This is a genomic window from Bacillus sp. Brlt_9 (genome assembly GCF_051948935.1).
GTDB lineage: Bacteria > Bacillota > Bacilli > Bacillales > Bacillaceae_G > Bacillus_A.
Window position 1 is genome coordinate 387,789 of the sequence record NZ_JAYJLO010000004.1, and the last position, 16,779, is coordinate 404,567.

General features: G+C 34.7%; 17 protein-coding genes and 2 pseudogenes. 6 read left to right on the plus strand and 13 right to left on the minus strand.

Going from position 1 to position 16,779, the window contains the following annotated elements; translation table 11 throughout:
* The first annotated feature begins 207 nt into the window (after positions 1-207).
* Positions 208-552 (plus strand): winged helix-turn-helix transcriptional regulator, encoded by a 345-nt coding sequence (locus tag VF726_RS18495; RefSeq protein ID WP_071711655.1) that lies wholly within the window; start codon positions 208-210, stop codon positions 550-552.
* A gap of 70 nt (positions 553-622) precedes the next feature.
* Here VF726_RS18495 and VF726_RS18500 read toward each other — a convergent pair whose 3' ends face one another.
* The 5 genes from VF726_RS18500 to VF726_RS18520 form a co-directional block, all read right to left on the minus strand.
* Complete coding sequence (locus tag VF726_RS18500; protein WP_440170956.1) at positions 623-1,360, minus strand: GntR family transcriptional regulator; 738 nt, start codon at positions 1,358-1,360, stop codon at positions 623-625.
* A 32-nt stretch (positions 1,361-1,392) separates the two neighbouring features.
* On the minus strand, positions 1,393-2,454 hold the full coding sequence (locus VF726_RS18505; protein ID WP_440170958.1) for an oxidoreductase: 1,062 nt from the start codon (positions 2,452-2,454) through the stop codon (positions 1,393-1,395).
* A gap of 218 nt (positions 2,455-2,672) precedes the next feature.
* Positions 2,673-3,845: a cyclopropane-fatty-acyl-phospholipid synthase gene (locus VF726_RS18510; RefSeq protein ID WP_440170960.1), complete on the minus strand. Its 1,173-nt coding sequence runs from the start codon at positions 3,843-3,845 to the stop codon at positions 2,673-2,675.
* Positions 3,846-4,167: 322 nt separating this feature from the next.
* Entirely contained in the window at positions 4,168-4,494 is a 327-nt protein-coding gene (locus tag VF726_RS18515) for a winged helix-turn-helix transcriptional regulator (protein WP_283881903.1), read from the minus strand.
* 205 nt (positions 4,495-4,699) lie between these two features.
* Positions 4,700-5,044, minus strand: coding sequence for a winged helix-turn-helix transcriptional regulator (locus VF726_RS18520; protein WP_000860818.1), 345 nt, complete (start codon positions 5,042-5,044; stop codon positions 4,700-4,702).
* 402 nt (positions 5,045-5,446) lie between these two features.
* On the opposite strand from VF726_RS18520, the gene VF726_RS18525 reads away from it, so the two are divergent.
* Positions 5,447-6,457 carry an aldo/keto reductase gene (locus VF726_RS18525; protein WP_440170964.1) on the plus strand — a complete coding sequence of 337 codons (1,011 nt, stop codon included), beginning with the start codon at positions 5,447-5,449 and terminating at the stop codon, positions 6,455-6,457.
* 79 nt (positions 6,458-6,536) lie between these two features.
* A complete protein-coding gene (locus VF726_RS18530) occupies positions 6,537-6,953 on the plus strand; it encodes an SRPBCC family protein (protein WP_283881907.1) in 417 nt (138 codons plus the stop codon).
* A gap of 235 nt (positions 6,954-7,188) precedes the next feature.
* Here VF726_RS18530 and VF726_RS18535 read toward each other — a convergent pair whose 3' ends face one another.
* Genes VF726_RS18535 through VF726_RS18545 form a run of 3 tightly spaced genes read right to left on the minus strand, consistent with a single transcriptional unit; the run spans position 7,189 to position 9,475 of the window.
* Positions 7,189-8,016 carry a hypothetical protein gene (locus VF726_RS18535; RefSeq protein WP_283881909.1) on the minus strand — a complete coding sequence of 276 codons (828 nt, stop codon included), beginning with the start codon at positions 8,014-8,016 and terminating at the stop codon, positions 7,189-7,191.
* Between the two features lie 25 nt (positions 8,017-8,041).
* Positions 8,042-8,599: a DUF7010 family protein gene (locus VF726_RS18540; RefSeq protein ID WP_440170966.1), complete on the minus strand. Its 558-nt coding sequence runs from the start codon at positions 8,597-8,599 to the stop codon at positions 8,042-8,044.
* A gap of 27 nt (positions 8,600-8,626) precedes the next feature.
* The gene (locus VF726_RS18545; protein WP_440170968.1) at positions 8,627-9,475 is read right to left on the minus strand and encodes an aminoglycoside phosphotransferase family protein; all 849 of its coding nucleotides are present in this window, start codon (positions 9,473-9,475) and stop codon (positions 8,627-8,629) included.
* A 175-nt stretch (positions 9,476-9,650) separates the two neighbouring features.
* Between VF726_RS18545 and VF726_RS18550 the strand changes: the two genes are divergently transcribed.
* Complete coding sequence (locus VF726_RS18550; protein WP_140971184.1) at positions 9,651-9,860, plus strand: hypothetical protein; 210 nt, start codon at positions 9,651-9,653, stop codon at positions 9,858-9,860.
* A 31-nt stretch (positions 9,861-9,891) separates the two neighbouring features.
* Here the strand turns inward: VF726_RS18550 and VF726_RS18555 are convergent, their stop codons facing one another.
* The 5 genes and pseudogenes from VF726_RS18555 to VF726_RS18575 all read right to left on the minus strand — a co-directional run bounded on the left by VF726_RS18555 (position 9,892) and on the right by VF726_RS18575 (position 14,138).
* A complete protein-coding gene (locus VF726_RS18555; RefSeq protein WP_440170971.1) occupies positions 9,892-10,791 on the minus strand; it encodes a PhzF family phenazine biosynthesis protein in 900 nt (299 codons plus the stop codon).
* Between the two features lie 35 nt (positions 10,792-10,826).
* Positions 10,827-11,095 (minus strand): annotated as a pseudogene (locus tag VF726_RS18560) (GNAT family N-acetyltransferase); the annotation flags it as partial.
* 158 nt (positions 11,096-11,253) lie between these two features.
* Positions 11,254-11,802: a GNAT family N-acetyltransferase gene (locus VF726_RS18565; protein ID WP_212956364.1), complete on the minus strand. Its 549-nt coding sequence runs from the start codon at positions 11,800-11,802 to the stop codon at positions 11,254-11,256.
* A 155-nt stretch (positions 11,803-11,957) separates the two neighbouring features.
* On the minus strand, positions 11,958-13,472 hold the full coding sequence (locus VF726_RS18570; RefSeq protein ID WP_440170973.1) for a class I adenylate-forming enzyme family protein: 1,515 nt from the start codon (positions 13,470-13,472) through the stop codon (positions 11,958-11,960).
* 132 nt (positions 13,473-13,604) lie between these two features.
* Positions 13,605-14,138, minus strand: coding sequence for an NAD(P)H-dependent oxidoreductase (locus VF726_RS18575; RefSeq protein ID WP_440171423.1), 534 nt, complete (start codon positions 14,136-14,138; stop codon positions 13,605-13,607).
* A 124-nt stretch (positions 14,139-14,262) separates the two neighbouring features.
* Here VF726_RS18575 and VF726_RS18580 point away from each other — a divergent pair, with 124 nt between their 5' ends.
* Together VF726_RS18580 and VF726_RS18585 are read left to right on the plus strand one after the other, a co-directional pair.
* Positions 14,263-14,586 carry a winged helix-turn-helix transcriptional regulator gene (locus VF726_RS18580; RefSeq protein ID WP_208755410.1) on the plus strand — a complete coding sequence of 108 codons (324 nt, stop codon included), beginning with the start codon at positions 14,263-14,265 and terminating at the stop codon, positions 14,584-14,586.
* Between the two features lie 1,024 nt (positions 14,587-15,610).
* Positions 15,611-16,550: pseudogene (locus VF726_RS18585) on the plus strand (FAD-dependent monooxygenase); the annotation flags it as partial.
* Between the last annotated feature and the right edge of the window lie 229 nt (positions 16,551-16,779).

The following is a 16,779-nucleotide window of genomic DNA, read 5'->3' on the forward strand; positions in this document are numbered from 1 at the left end:
TACGCACTTTAAAGTGTTATAGGTACTAAAAAGTAACGTATGCATTTTCAAGTGCCGTTCTACCTATTTCTCTCTTACATCGGTTATTATGACCGATATTTAGCACAATAAATAGTACGCACTTTAAAGTGTTATAGGTACTATAAAGAAATAATTTGAGTATGTACACCCAAAACTGTAATCTAAATTCATCAAAGGAGTTTTTTTATGAAGACATATAATATTCCTGTCGAAGCAACTTTAGAAGTTATTGGTGGAAAGTGGAAAGTCGTTATCCTTTGCCATTTAAAGAAAGGAACAAAAAGAACGAGCGAATTAAAACGTTTAATGCCTGGTATTACTCAAAAAATGTTAACACAACAATTACGTGAATTAGAAGAAGATGATGTAATTCAAAGAAAAGTATATGACCAAGTACCACCGAAAGTAGAGTATTCTTTAACTAATTACGGTTCGTCTTTAGGAGCCATACTCGATTCCCTCTGCACTTGGGGCGAAGTTCATCTTGAAAAAAACGGGAACACATCCATGCTTATTACAGCCGATGAATAATAACTGTTCCTATTATAACTATATTGAAGACAAAAAATAGGTCGAGGCAATACTTACCCCAACCTATTTTTTATACCTCTTTATAACTTTTTGCAGTAATAACTGTTTCAAATTCAAAGGTTTCTGGCAGATGATCGGCATAAGAGTACTCAAAAGTGCGTCCATCCGTTAAGTAGGCTACTTGTTCAACTCTCATTAGGAAATCTTGATTTGTTAAGTTCATAAACTGCTTTTCTTTATCATCCGGGCGAACACCTTTGACCCTAACAACGGATGTCCCCACTTCAAGACCTAGCTTATTTTGAATGTGCGAGTAGATCGATTCCTCTAAAACAGAAACCTCAACACCTGGGATGACCGAAATAGGCATCCATGTATGCTCCATAATCGTTGGGATACTGTGAATAATGCGGAGGCGGATGATTTTATATACAAAATCCCCGGCTGAAATGCCCAATTTTTCAGCAATTATTTCATCGGCACCGACAATCGTAAACTCGATAATTTCACTTTCTACCTCACTGCCGTAAACAGCTTTCGTACCTGTTAAAGTTTGAATCATTCGTGCCTTTTCCTGCTGCCGCCAATCTTGAACGACTGTTCCACTTCCGCGCCGGCGGATGATGTAGCCGTCTCTAACTAACAGATCCAGCGCTTTTTTTATGGTAAGGACTGAAACCCCAAATTCTTCAGCAAGGATGGGACTGCTTGGAATTTTTTCATTAATTTTATATTCACCGTCTAAAATTTGCTGTTTAATTTTTTGGTAAATGCCGAGGTATTTTACTTGTGTTGATCCGCTTGCCATTTCCATACCTCCTTTATACTGTATTCCCTCTTCTATTCATTCAAGTTTAAAGCCTCAAGTTTGTAAACGGAAGGTGATGGAGCAGCAAATCCGTTTTCTAAGATTTCAATATTCGTTACCGCTTCTTCATCTTTCACAAGTTTTGGTGCACCATTTACGATTGTTTCATACGCTGCATCATAGAAACGACCGTAATCACCAAGCGGCGTTTTAATTTGTTTTTCAATCCAATCACCGTTTGCATTTTGATATTTAGCAATTCCATAATACATCGGCGAATCTTCACCAAATCCTGCACTCTCAGGCATAATACCCGCTTTCAAATCATTTTCCTGCTGATCTTCACCATATTTAATAAACGATCCATTTGTTCCATGAACGATAAAGCGTGGATAATCTTTCGCTACAACATGGTTCGTTTTCAGTTTAATTTTTAACTTATTTCCGTAATGTAGACCAACATCAAAATAGTTATCAACCGCACCTTCCACTTCATTATTACGAATATCGTATGTCACCGTATCAGGACGGCCAAATAGTGAAATCATACGGTCCATCGTATGAATACCTAAACTATAAAATGAACCTTCTTCTTTTGGACCTTCGTGAGTAATTGAACCAGGACGGAAATAATCAATATGTGATTCAACCTCAACGATATCACCAAGGAATCCTTGTTCTATAACTTGCTTCACCGCTAAAAAATCACCATCAAAACGGCGGTTTTGATATGGCATAACTACTACACCTTTCTCTCGTCCTAAAGCTAATAATTCCTTCGCATGTTCTACTGTATCGCAAAATGGTTTTTCCACGATAACTGATTTTCCAGCAAGTATAACTTTTTTCGCTAATTCGTAATGCGTATGTGCTGGCGTACAGACCGTCACCACTTGAATGTCTTTATCATTCAACAATTCGTCCAAATTAGTAGTGAAACTAACACCTTTTTCCTTATATGGAGCCGCTAATACTTCATTAATTTGGCGAGCAAAAATCATTTTTACTTTTATATTTTTACGTGTATTTACATAAGGTAAATGATAGCGGTTAGCTGATTTTCCAAATCCAATAAAGCCCATTGTTAATGTCATATTCTTCAACTTCCTTGCTCATATATTTTTGTTTCTATACTTATTATATATTTTCATTATCAAAAGTATATAGTTTTAGTTTTAAAATTATATATCAAAAAAGTCGAGATGGAAATCATTTTCTGATTCCCATCTCGACTTTACGTTATAGACTTATGTCCTACCATCAGTTTTATTTACATTCGATGACTAGTAGATAGCTACTTGGTTACATACTCTTATTCATACATATAAGAACGTGTCATCGGAATTGTATCGTTAATACCTTTTGTAAATACAAATTGATGTAGATCAATATTACCTGTAAAGAACGAAGCTGCACATGCATTTAAATATAAGCGCCACATACGAATGAATCGCTCATCTTTCGTTTTGCGAACTTCCTCCAGTACGTTTTCAAAATTTTGAGCCCAATGTTGTAATGTTTTCCCGTAATGTCTACGTAAGCTTTCCACATCAACAATGTAAAATTGTTCGTTTGTCATGATCGTAATTAATTCGTTAACAGCAGGAACATATCCGCCAGGGAATATATATTTTTCAATCCAACCATTCGTAGCACCACCATTGGCCGGGGAAGTAATACAATGAAGTAGAGAAATCCCACCATCATTTAGTAGTGCATTCACTGTTTCAAAGTATTGCGTAATGTTGTCTTTTCCTACATGTTCAATCATACCTACACTAACAATTTTATCAAATTTATGATTCTTAATATCGCGGTAATCAAGTAAAGATACTTCAACTAAATCGGTAAGCCCCTCTTGTTTAATTCGCTCGGAAGTCTTAGCATATTGTTCCTCACTTAACGTTACTCCCATCGCCTTCACACCGTACTGCTTAGCGGCAGCTGTAATGAGTTCACCCCACCCGCAGCCAATATCTAATAACGTATCACCTTTTTTAAGGTTCAACTTTTTCAAAATATGATTCACTTTATTATGCTGAGCTGTCGTTAAAGAATCTTGCTCATTTCGGAAATACGCACAAGAATATGTCATTGTTTCATCAAGCCATAATTTATAGAAATCGTTCCCAATATCGTAATGATGAGCAATATCATCTTTATTTTTTTGTTTTGAGAAATTCCATTTACTTTTGAAATATTGCAACTTACTATCACCTAAAAAGCTATCCTGCCTTTTATAAATAGATTGAATTGCTTTTTCAAGATTCCCTTCTATTTCAAGGTCCCCATTCATATACGCTTCACCGAATGCAATAGAAGGATCCTTAGCAATCTCTTTTTTGGAAAGAGGCTTATGGAACGTTACATGAAATTGAGGTTCCCCTTCTCCATATTGTATTGTTTCTCCATTCCAAAGTGTAATTTGAACTGGATCTGAAAAAAGATTTTTAAGTATTTTTTTATAAAAAAGTTCTTCAACCATATAAACATCTCCTACTAAAGAAATTGAACAAAAAACTATACTAGTTAATAAGTCTTTTTGAGCATAGCTTAAAACCGTTATGACTTCTTGCTACGAGTGTCATTATAAAACGGTTATATTATGAAGCATAGTACGTACTTTAAAGTGATGAAGGCACTTTTAAGTACCTATGATGAATGATAAATTAAACATTCACCCTACTAAAACAGCTGCTGATATGGTATAGACCCTTACTTTTCACCATATTAACTTTCTAACGTTTTATACTGAAAAAACACCACCTCTTCATGGGGTGGTGTTTTCAATATTACATATATAGATTTCACTTAACTTTACCATTTTTTCTATCTATGCATCGTTCTCCCCATACTGTTAATTGGTTTAATACATTTTGTAAAGACCAACCATAATCAGTTAAGGAGTATTCTACCCGAGGTGGAATTTCTGTATAGATTTTACGTGTAATCACACCATCTTCTTCTAACTCACGTAATTGCTGCGTCAACATTCTAACAGAAATTTCAGGAATCAAACGTTGCAACTCACTCGTTCTCTTTGTCCCTTTCGTTAAGTGACATAAAATAACGACCTTCCACTTTCCCCCGATAATTTCTAAAGTCGCTTCTATCGGTATATTATATTGTTTCACGCGTACTCCTCTCCTTTTTTCTAAATTTCTTCTCTATTGTTGCGTAAAAACAAATAATTTTCTATACGGCACATTTTAGTTCCTACAGCACAAAAAAGTACCTATATTACTAAAAAGTAATTATGCTGCTTAAAAAATCTCCTTATATATACATGACAAAACAACAAGAAAAAAACGAACATATTGTTGTTCGTTTTTCCCTTGTTTATTCAGCTGCTGTTATGAGCATAGATGTGTTCCCATTCTTGTCGAGATGATTTTCTCCCCAGTGACAAAGAGAATCGAGTATAGAATCTAAAGAATGACCATAATCAGTTAAAGAATACTCTACTTTTGGCGGCACTTGGTTATATACTTTTCTTTCAATTACACCATCTTCTTCTAATTCACGTAATTGTTGTGTTAACATCTTTTGTGTAATACCAGACATTAATTGTTTTAATTCGCACGTTCTCTTTTTGTCTTTCTTTAAATGACAAAGGATAACGACTTTCCACTTCCCACCGATAACCTCTAAAGTCGCCTCTACAGGAATATTGTATGTTTTCATATAAAAATCTCCTTTAATAATGTTATAAGGCAAGTAAGCTAAAGATTTAAATATTACTTTTAAGTATCTATAGCACCTTAAAGTACGTACTTTTTATTGTATTAAACATGTTTCATAATAGCATACGTAAACAGTAAATGAGTAGTACGGCACCAAAAAGTACCTGTATTACTTTTTGGTATCTATATTACTTTAAAGTACGTACTTTTCATTATGTAAAATACATTTCATAATAGCATTTGTAAGAGTTGAGTGAGTCATGCAGTATTAGAAATTACATTTTAGTACCCGTACTTTAAAGTGAGTATTTTTATCATGCATTTTGTCAGACGATGAAATGCTATATATTGATTTTCAAAATCAGTAATCAATTTTCAAATACATTTTAGGAGGATATCTTTAATGAATAAATTACTAAAAGAAAAAATCGGTTTTGGTACAGCACCACTAGGAAATATGTACCGTAATATCCCAGAAGAAGAAGCAATCGCTACAGTGGATGCTGCTTGGGAGAATGGCGTTCGTTACTTTGATACAGCTCCCCTTTATGGATCTGGCTTAGCGGAGATTCGTCTTGGTGAAGCACTATCAAAAAGAAATCGTGATGATTACTTTTTAAGTACGAAAATAGGTCGAACGATTTCAGATGAACTAGAAGATCCATCTGCACGTGATTTAGGTGAAAAAGGCGGACTGTTCGAATTTGGTCGTAAAAATAAAATGATCAATGACTATAGCGCAGATGCGACACTTCGCTCTATCGAGCAAAGTTTGAAACGTTTAAAAACAAATCGTCTAGACTTTGTTTTCATTCATGATTTAGCACAAGACTTTTATGGCGATGAGTGGATTTCACAATTTGAAATTGCTCGAACAGGAGCATTCCGTGCGCTAACACGCTTACGTGAAGAAGGCGTCATTAAAGGCTGGGGACTTGGAGTAAACAAAGTAGAATCGATTGAACTTATGCTTGATTTAGAAGAAGCGAAGCCAAATATCTCCTTACTAGCTGGTCGTTATTCATTACTAGACCACGAGCGTGCATTGCAACGAGTAATGCCATCAGCTGTAAAGCATAATATGGATATTGTCGTTGGTGGCCCATATAGCTCAGGTATTCTTGCTGGAGGTGCTCACTTTGAATACCAAAAAGCATCACCAGAAATTATTGCAAAAGTTGAGAAAATCAAAGCTCTTGCAGATCGTCACGAAATCAGCATCAAAGCTGCTGCGTTACAATTTTCACTAGCAAATCCAGCAGTTGCTGCTGTTGTTCCTGGTGCAAGTAAACCGGAACGAATTGTAGAAGACCAAAACGCATTAAACACAGTAATTCCAGCAGCATTCTGGGAAGAAATGCGCGAACAAAAACTAGTAGCACCTAATGCACCACTACCAATCAACGTAAAATAAATTGAAATCTTAATCAGTGGGCCATCCCCCCACTGATTATTTGCTCGCAAATATCGAGATAAAAAGGAGCGTAATGAACATGGCACATACTACTACATCTATGGAAATTTTCGGTTCACCTGAACAAGTATGGCAATTAATCGGAGGTTTCAACTCCCTTCCAGACTGGTTACCTTATATACCTAGCAGTAAATTAACTGAAGGCGGTCGTGTACGTCACCTAGCTAATCCAGATGGTGATACGATTATAGAGCGCTTAGAAGTATTCAATGATAAGGAACGCTACTACACGTATTCAATCATGAATGCACCATTCCCAGTCACTAATTATCTATCTACAATCCGAGTTAAAGAAGGTACCGAAAGTAACACATCGTTAGTAGAATGGTCTGGTACTTTCACTCCTGTAGAGGTTAGTGATAAAGAGGCAATTAATCTGTTTCATGGCATCTATAGTGATGGGCTCAAAGCATTGCAGCATGCATTTCTAGATTAATCTACTAAAAACAATGAAAAGCAGAGCGATATCGCTTTGCTTTTCGTTGTTTTTAGGTATATGGAATTATATCGACGATTTTTCAATTATATCGATCACAACTTGAAATATATCAACGATTTTTTCAATATATCGACGTTTCGACAAAGGATATCGACTTACCGACAAATACCGACGTTTCAGCACTATAAAAACAGCAAAGCATCCAGTGCTTTGCCGCTTATCAAATTACTTTTTACGTATGAAACAACTTTCCTTCTACCGCCTTAATATATCTTTCAGCAGAACGTTCAACTGCCTCATTTGCATTTTCTTTTACTACTCGATGAAAAGCGTTGTATAAACGATTAAACTGTAACGGCTTCACTTGATTCACCATTTCTTCCACTTTTCTCGCTGGTAATGGAATTAAGTTTGGATAGCTGTACATGAAGCTTACCCATCGTTCATCCGCTACAACTTGAATAATATCACCTGTTAACAAAATTCCTTTTCCATCATTACCTTCTTCCCAATGTAAGACAGATCCTCCTTTAAAATGGCCACCTAAACGATGAATGACCAATCCATCAACTAATTGTAAAGACTCACCAGACCAATAAATAATACGACTACTCGGGCGCATTACCCATTCTTTATCATCTTCATGTATATAAATTGGTACATCGAATGTCTCAGCCCATTCTACTTGCGTTGAATAATAATGAGGATGAGACAATGCAATTGCATCTAAACCGCCAAGCTCTTTTATCTTCTCAATTGTCGTTTCATCTAAATAAGTAATACAGTCCCATAGTAAACGATATGACTCTGTTTTCACTACAAATGCCGTTTGCCCGATCGCAAACCCTGGTTTTGTCGTAATACTATAAAGCCCGTTTTCCTCTTCGATTATTTCATTTTTATATGTATCACTCGTTTGTAAGCTTTCTAGTGTCGTCCAAGACTGCCCTTTCGGATTCACATATTGCCTCTCTTCATCACAAATATGACAACTCACCGGTTCTTCTACACCCGCTGCATACTGCACACCACACGTTGTACAAACGAAATTTTTCATCATAATTCCCCCTATCCCTATATTTTTATTAAGCTGATTTTTGTTGATAATAATCTGCTTTTTTATTTTCAATTAGTAAACTTATAAAAGTGAGTAAATAGACACCTGTAACCGATAATGGAATTACAGTAAATCCTTTTTCTGCAAAAAGAATCCCGCAAACTGACGTTACAAATACAGTCCCTACTGACAATAAACCATAACTTCTACTTTCATAAATCCATACGTACGGGATAAAATGAACACCTATTAACATTGCTACTACAAAAGGTAACCATTCTGGAAATTGAAAATAGGCAAGTAATACAAGCGGAATATTCAATACATTTATCCCACCAATTAATCCTGCCAAAACCCCTAACGGATTTCCTTTCGCAAACATATCAATTTTCAATATAGCAGCTATCATTAAGCCAAAAGGAAATACACAACCCATACCGATTAAATATACCCATACCACTTGTTTTTCAGAAAGAACAAAACCCGTTATACTCATAACGACCCAAAATAAAACGCCAGCTAATATAATTGGCAAGCCTCTCTTCGTTTTTATTGCTAAATCCTTTTTCGCTTCTGAAACATTCATCTCACCATCTCCCCCAAAATATTTGTATTATAAAGTCACCTCAACCTCGCCCATCCAATAACGCCAAGCTACTAAATAATCTTCTAAATCTTTCGGGTGGTGTCTTAAACATGTATCTATACGCAAATATAAGCCAATAACTATTTCTTCATATAACTCTCTGTCTGTTTTATGAAATACACATTGTTTCATCACATAATTAATTGCTTCTTTCGTTAAATCTTCCGGAGTTGAACAGAACGCATAAATTAAATCGTATATAGGATCTCCTAACACCGGTAAAGGATCAATTACACCATGCAGCTTATTTTCTTGAAATATATAATTATGAAATCCAAGATCACCATGCAATAAAAATGGCTGATTTATTCCAGTCCCCTTACTTGGACTATTTGCTAACTTAAGAACCGTTCTATACTCTTCCTCACTTATGCACGGTCTTACATTTTCATAAGCTTCCATTACATTTGTCGTTAAAAATTCATTCCAAGATTGAACCGGACTTTCTTTCCATCCCCAACCATCTTTACCTGAAACTATTTCATACTTATTAATAACTTCTTTTACAAGGGTACTAAGCGTAATTCGTTTATGTCCCTGTTTGCACGAAGTACTACCTTCAAGGAAAGAATACACAATATATGTATGTAAAGGCTCCTTATACAAAAGCTTTGCAAACAAAGTATTTCCTTCATAAAAAGAAAGAAAATTAGCTTCTTCACATATCACTTCAGCTTTATTCAGCTTTACAACGTATTTTCCATCCAACAAATATACAGTACTTGTCGTTCCTCCGTTCAACACTTTTATGCTATTTGGATAACGTGAAATAACTTCCTCCTTAACTAGTTGTGTAGCGATTACTGAAATGTCCATTCCCTCACCCTTTAATTCCGAAGATTCCTTCAATTCAAAAGACAACTTTACTATTATTTGACAAACGAATAGGAAACCCCTTCCAAAATCATAATATAACAAAAATTCATTCACTTTTACATTTCAAAAATAAGGAAATACTAACAACAACGTTACATACATATAGGAGGACACTATGAAACCTGAATTTTTAAAAGCTGTACATGATGCCATCGGAAATGTCGAACACATTCATATAGAGGAAAGTGGTGCCGACAGCTTACTTATCCATCATGATGATGCACAGCAGTTACAACAAGTCGCTGAAACGTTAGAAAACAACAATTTCCGCTCTGCTTTAAGAACAACTGGAGATGCTTCGTATATTGAAGTATTGAACAGATAATGAAAGTCCGGATGTACTCTGGGCTTTCTTTTTATATTGAAACTTCAAACTCTTTCACATACACCGCTGTTCCCGCAATATCAATTTGTAACTTCTCATTTTCTACATCTTTCGTTACATATACCGTTACACGACCATCTTTATTCATTTCCTGTCCTTGTTCAACGATTAACTCCATTTCATGATTAAAATCTTTCTCCAAATACGTCGCATAATACGCTCCCATTACACCTGAAGCTGTTCCTGTCACTGGATCTTCAATCGTTCCAGCATAAGCTGATGAGAAATGACGCCCATGCATTTGCACCTGTTCATCATAAGTTTCTAAACAAACTGGATGAATAGAAGCATTAGGTATTTCTTTTAATACGGATGGGAATGCATCATTATGAGGTCTCATTCTCTCACATGCATCTAGATTTTTAATCGGTACAATTACAGTCCAGTTCCCCGTACTTCCATATACAATTGGTAAACTTACATCTAAATCATTTTCTTCTAAACCAATACTATGAGCTAATGCTTCTGTTGAACCTGCAAAATCTTTAAACTGAGGTGTTGCCTGCCCCATTTTAATAAAGGTTTCTTCATTTTCATTTACAACTATTTGTATCGGTAAAATCCCGGCCTTCGTTTCAATCGTAAGATTTGTTTTCTCTTCTAATAAACCTCTTTCACGCAAGGCATACATAGTCCCAACTGTCCCGTGTCCACATAAATCCATTTCATAACCAGGTGTAAAATAGCGCATTCTTATATCTGCTACTTCTGAAGAAAGAACGAAAGACGTTTCGTTAAATCCAACTTTTTCAGCAATACGTTGCATTTCCTCTTCCGTTAATCCATCCGCATCTAATACAATACCTGCTGGATTCCCCATATTCGGTTTATTCGTAAATGCGTCATAATGAAATATGTTTATAGTCTTCATTTTTTCTCCTAACCTTTTTTAAAAATTTTATAATAAAGCTCTAGCTTTCTAATATTAGCTCCGTCTTCTTTACGAAAAATGCCTAATACATACATCTCATCTCGATGTGCTGCTTCATCAAAACCTCTTATCCATTCCGTGAACCATTCTTTTGTTAATGATGCATAACTTGATAGCCATCGTCGTATTTATACTGCGATGGTAACCTCTTATTAAATCCACCTACCCAACTTTCATAATCATCATTTTGGAACGGACGGATCATAAGTCTCTCTGTCTCTACCTGTAATAGCGGCAGCTTCATTTACATCTCTTCCTTTGATAGTTAATTGAATATTCTTTATTATCTTACACAAAATAAAAAATCTAGTAAATTATTATGTCTTTAATAAACAAGTTCTATTAAAATACAAAAGGAAACCCTGTTCTGAAGGGTTCCCTTTTGTAATCATACTACCAATCTTATCTGTAATTTAAAACCTTGTATTCTGTCTTTAATATTCCATACACATCAACATCTTCATATGTATTTAATAAAAGTCTATTTTGTCTTAATGTACCTTCTTTACGTAAGCCCGACTTCTCTAACACTTTAATCGATGATCGGTTTCTAGAAATGGCAGATGCCCAAATTTTATTTAAACCTAATTCGATAAAGCCAAAATGAATCATTCTATTTACAGCCTCGGTTGCAAAACCCTTGCCCCAATAATTCTTACCAATCCAATAACCAAGCTCACCTCTATTGTTACCTTTGTCAATTCTTAGTGTAATTGTACCTACAATTTCTCTTGATTCTTTAGAAATGATTCCTAAAGGATATTCGATTCCTTGCCTTATAAGTTCTGGTTGTATATCAACCCAATCTTGCGCGAACTCCAATTTATATGGGTGTGGGAGCCCAAGAATATTGGCTAATTCCTTGTCATTAGCCAATTCTTTAATTCTACATACATCATCATTGGTAAAAGGTTCTATACATAAATGCTCAGTTTCTAATTTTATAGCCATATTTTCTCCCCCTTGTACGGAAATGAATGAACTTCCTTTATTTTCAATATTACACTAGAAATAAACAAAAAGTTTCAAATATTAACAATATCCGCTAACAGAATCATAAACAAAAAATCCAGTTATGCTTTGTACATAACTGGATTCCTCATCATCTAATCAATTTTTATTTTACAAGTACATTCTTCCCTTAATTCCCTTTTCAACACTTTCCCTAAAGCGTTTTTCGGTAACTCTTCTACGAATACCACTTCTGGTATTTTATAACTTGCTAATTTCTCCTTACAATACTGAATAATACTTTCTTCTGTTAATGTTCTTTCGCTATCCTTCACAATGTAAGCTTTTGGAACCTCTCCCCAAAAGTCATCTGGAACTCCAACTACTGCAACTTCTAAAACACCATGTATTTCATGAATAACATCTTCTACTTGGTCTGGATATACGTTGTCACCACCGCGTATGATAACGTCTTTATATCTTCCCATAATATGCAGGAATCCGTCGTCATCTATCATGCCAGCATCACCCATGTTAAACCAATTATCTTTTACTACCTTCTTTGTCGCCTTTTCATTATTCCAATATCCTTTAAACATGTATGGACTTCTTACGTGAATCTCCCCAACTTCATTAGTTGTTAGTTCATGTCCTGTTTCTGAATCAACAATTTTCACCTCTACATTTTTCAAGGTTTTTCCTACAGAAGACATCTTTTCTTTTCCCATCATTGGATGCCAAGAAGTGACCACCCAACCTTCTGTACTACCATAGCCTTGCACCATAGAGATTCCTTTTTCCATATATTTTTGGATGAGCGTTTCTGGCACTTTTGTCCCACCACTTTGTGCTAATTTAAAGGTTGAAATGTTACGTTCTTTTTTATTTAGTTCATCAAGCATGTAGCTATAAACAGCTGGAAACGCAAGCATCGTCGTAATTTTCTCTTCTTCAATTTTATCCCAAATGAAAGTAGGATTCGAATCAGCTAAGAAGACCATCGTAACGCCATGATAAATGCAATTTAAAATAGAAAGCACGCCACTCATGTGGAACAATGGATGCACGGATAAAAAGCGTTCCCCTGCTGGAATTTCTCTTTGGCCCGCAATTTCAGTAAAGTAATGATGTAAGTTTTTATGACCAATAACACACGCTTTCGCCTGTCCAGTCGTTCCTGAAGTAAATAAGTAAATCGCATCATCATCTTCATGAACTTCTACGCTCGGTTCTGTACTTGGCTGTTCTTGTAATGTTAATTCAAATAAACCAAAGCCTTCTTTTGTCGTTTTCATTACATAAGGAATTTCTTTAACAGCATCAATCTTTAATAAAACTTCACTAAATTCTTCATCAATAACTAATACTTTTAATTTTGCTTCTTTTACAATCGTTTCTAATTCATACGCAGTAAGCTGATGATTTAGCGGAATACATACCGCTCCAATTTTTAAACTCGCCATCATAATGCTTGGAAACGGATGATTATTTTTGCATAGTATTCCAATACGATCTCCTCTTTGCACACCGTTTTGTAACAAATAATGTGCAAGCTGATTTACTCGTTCATTATACTGCTGAAACGAATACCTTTTCTCTCCCCCTACAAGCGCTTCCAAATTTGGTGATTGCATTGCTCTTTTTTGTAATAATTTTTGCATCGTTCTCAAGTAAAACTCCCCTTTATATATGTTAGGTTTTTTATTTTACCATATTAACTATTAATTTACTAAAGATTACACTTAGTGAATATAAAACCAATAAAATAGCCACCTACTTAACAAGTAAATGGCTATTCCCTTTTATATATTAGAATACTGCTTATTCATCACATATCGTACATACTCAAGTGCACTTTTATCAATCTCTTCATCACTTAGTTTATATTCTGCACCATATAAATAAAACGAAGGTATAAATTTCATGTCTGTATATAAGCACGTAGCTTGAAATGGTTTCGTTAACTCATCCATTGTAATTCCGCTATTTTCATAATCTTTTTCTAATCCACCTATAGAAATAGCCACACCAAACTCTTTTCCCTTCACTTTATCCCCTTTTGATCCGTACGCAAATCCATATGTTAATACATCATCGAACCATTTTTTTAATAATGGTGGTGAACTATACCAGTATAGCGGGAATTGAAATATATATCTGTCATGTTCTACTAATAACTTTTGCTCTTCTTCAATATTAAATTCCCAATTTGGTGCCACTTTATATAATTCATGCACCGTAATTTCATCCGAATGTTTCTCAAGTTCTTCTATCCATCTTTTATTAATCTTTGATTTTTCAATATGAGGGTGTGCTACAATTACAAGTGTTCTCATCATTTTCCATCCCCTTTATAAATTAATCAATCCTTTACGTATTAGTATGAATGCGTTACATATAATTGAAAAGTACGTACTTTCAAGTGCTATAGGAACCTTGAGGTACCTTTGGAGGTGTTATATGAATCAAAATGATAACTGTCCAATTGCAACGACGCTCGATGTAATCGGCGGAAAATGGAAAGTTCATATTTTATGTGTTTTGATGGATGGAAAAATGCGAACAAATGAAATCCGGCGAGAAATCCCAAACATTACACAAAAAGTCCTTACACAACAACTTAGGCAACTTGAAGCTGATGGGATTATCCATCGTACTGTATATCAAGAAGTACCACCAAAGGTTGAGTATACAATAAGTGAATACGGAAAATCTTTAATGCAAATAATGAATGAACTATTTGAATGGGGAAAAGACCATCAAATGAAAAGATTACATGACTAACAGAACATTACCATCTTTATTAAATCTGATACATTCATATTAGTAGTTCAATATTTCTATTGAAACGTTATAGTAGCGGTACTCCAACAACTGGTAATTTAGAACCTCAAATCTTTCAGAAGTAAAAAACAATAACATTCATCTATAAATACTCTTTATAACAAAAGTATCCTATACTTTTTACCTTATATTTAACTCGGAAACTTTTTATTAATTGAACCGCATCCTAGTTGTTAGACATAGAGTCAACAATTTGAGATGTGGTTTTATTAGTCGGATAACAGCTCTCATCACCTTTAATAATCATGACTGCAGACAAAATACTTTGCAAGGAGTTCCTGTACAAAGCGTTTTTTTACATAGACTTACCAAATAGCGTTTTTATTAAAAAACTTCTCACATTTAAATTGGACAAGCATATTTTATTGTATGGGGACTCCCTACTCATAGAAAACTACCTTTCTATTCTAAGAGCACGCATATTTGTGTGCTCTTAAATTATTTACAATAAATATAAAGAGTTTATTAATTTTCTTTATTCACTATCGGAAAATTACCCATAATAATATCTTTATATTTATCTATTGTTTTTTGATTTTTATAAAACTATATTATTTTGGAGTTGGTTAATACGTTACACAAAACTGACCGTGTAATCATTATGGTCCCTCCATTTTCACAAGTGTTTGTTACATTTTACTCATCATCAGGAGAACTTCTTTCATCACAAGTCTTATCTAATACCTCTCCACATCCTGTATCAATGGATGCACTTAATGAAATGGAAAGCGAATTATTTGAAGTCGAGTTAAAACCACTACTACTTCATTAAAACTACGAATAGCGGAAAGGCCTTTACAACTCCCACATGGAACTACAGCAGTAGCATTTTTAGCAAAAATAGCACAAGCAAAAGAAGCTGCATCCTTTAATGCAAACACCATTACATATCAATGCTACCCAATGGCTACTGCTGCAGACACGCTATATAGCTTTAACTACACACTTACTATGTAGATTTCTCCATGGAACCAACACAACAACTACTGCTATATCAGTTGATGTTATTTTAGAAGATATACCAGATACTCCATTTTTATCTACTTCTAATATAAATGGGATATTAATGATGGTACCTATTGCCCCTGATGTATTTCGTTTTGCAATTGTTGATCCTAAGAATCAGACAATACCCGTTCATGTTGCTGTTACAGAAAAAGAGTTTATAGATAGTATTTATAGTATTACAGGTGAACATCTTCAAATTAAAAGCACAATATGGCTTTCTCGTTTTGGCAATGCAACCAAACTAGCAAATACCTATCAACATAAGCGTGTATTCTTAGCAGGGGATGCAGCACATATTCACTTCTCTGCTGGAGGACAAGGTTTGAATGTAGGTCTACAAGATGCTTTTAATATAGGCTGGTAATTAGGGCTCGCAATAAAACAAAAAAATATGAAAGCCTATTAGAAAGTTATCATATTGAAAGACATGTTGTAGGAAAACAATTTTTCAAGGAAGTACAAGCGCAAGAACAATTAATGATAAACTTTTCAAACGCAGGAATGGAATTAAGGGATTTATTTTCGCACCTACTTACATACCCCGAGATAAATCACGATTTATCTCGGGGTATGTAAGTGGCTTAGGGATAATGTATTCGTCGATGCACGATACAGCAAGGCATCCATTGATAGGAAAAAGATGTACAAATCTCACTATTTCTTCTCTAAATAAGAAAAGTTATAAACTCTTTGAATTAATGCAGGATGGTAAATTTATCTTATTAATACACCCTTCTTATATAGATAAGATAAATAAAATAAATCTTGATTCACACATAAAGGTGATAATAGGAGAAATACAAGATTCCAAGTTAAAAAATATAGATACCGTTTTGATTCGACCGGATGGTCACATAGCCGACATTGAATATAACAAGGTAGATAATTGCCAGTAGTCCAGAAAAATGAATATCAATTGTATTAGTGATACAAGATAAATTCACTTTTATAAAACGAAAAGAATCCTATTTATTTAGGACTCTCTTCGTTTTACCCATCTCACTATTTATAAGAACATATCTACAAGGGAAGAAACACTAAATTTACAGTTAACTATAAAATCCCTTTCCAAAGGACTACCCAAAACTCCCCACCTACATACTCCCATGATCAAAAATATTTGTC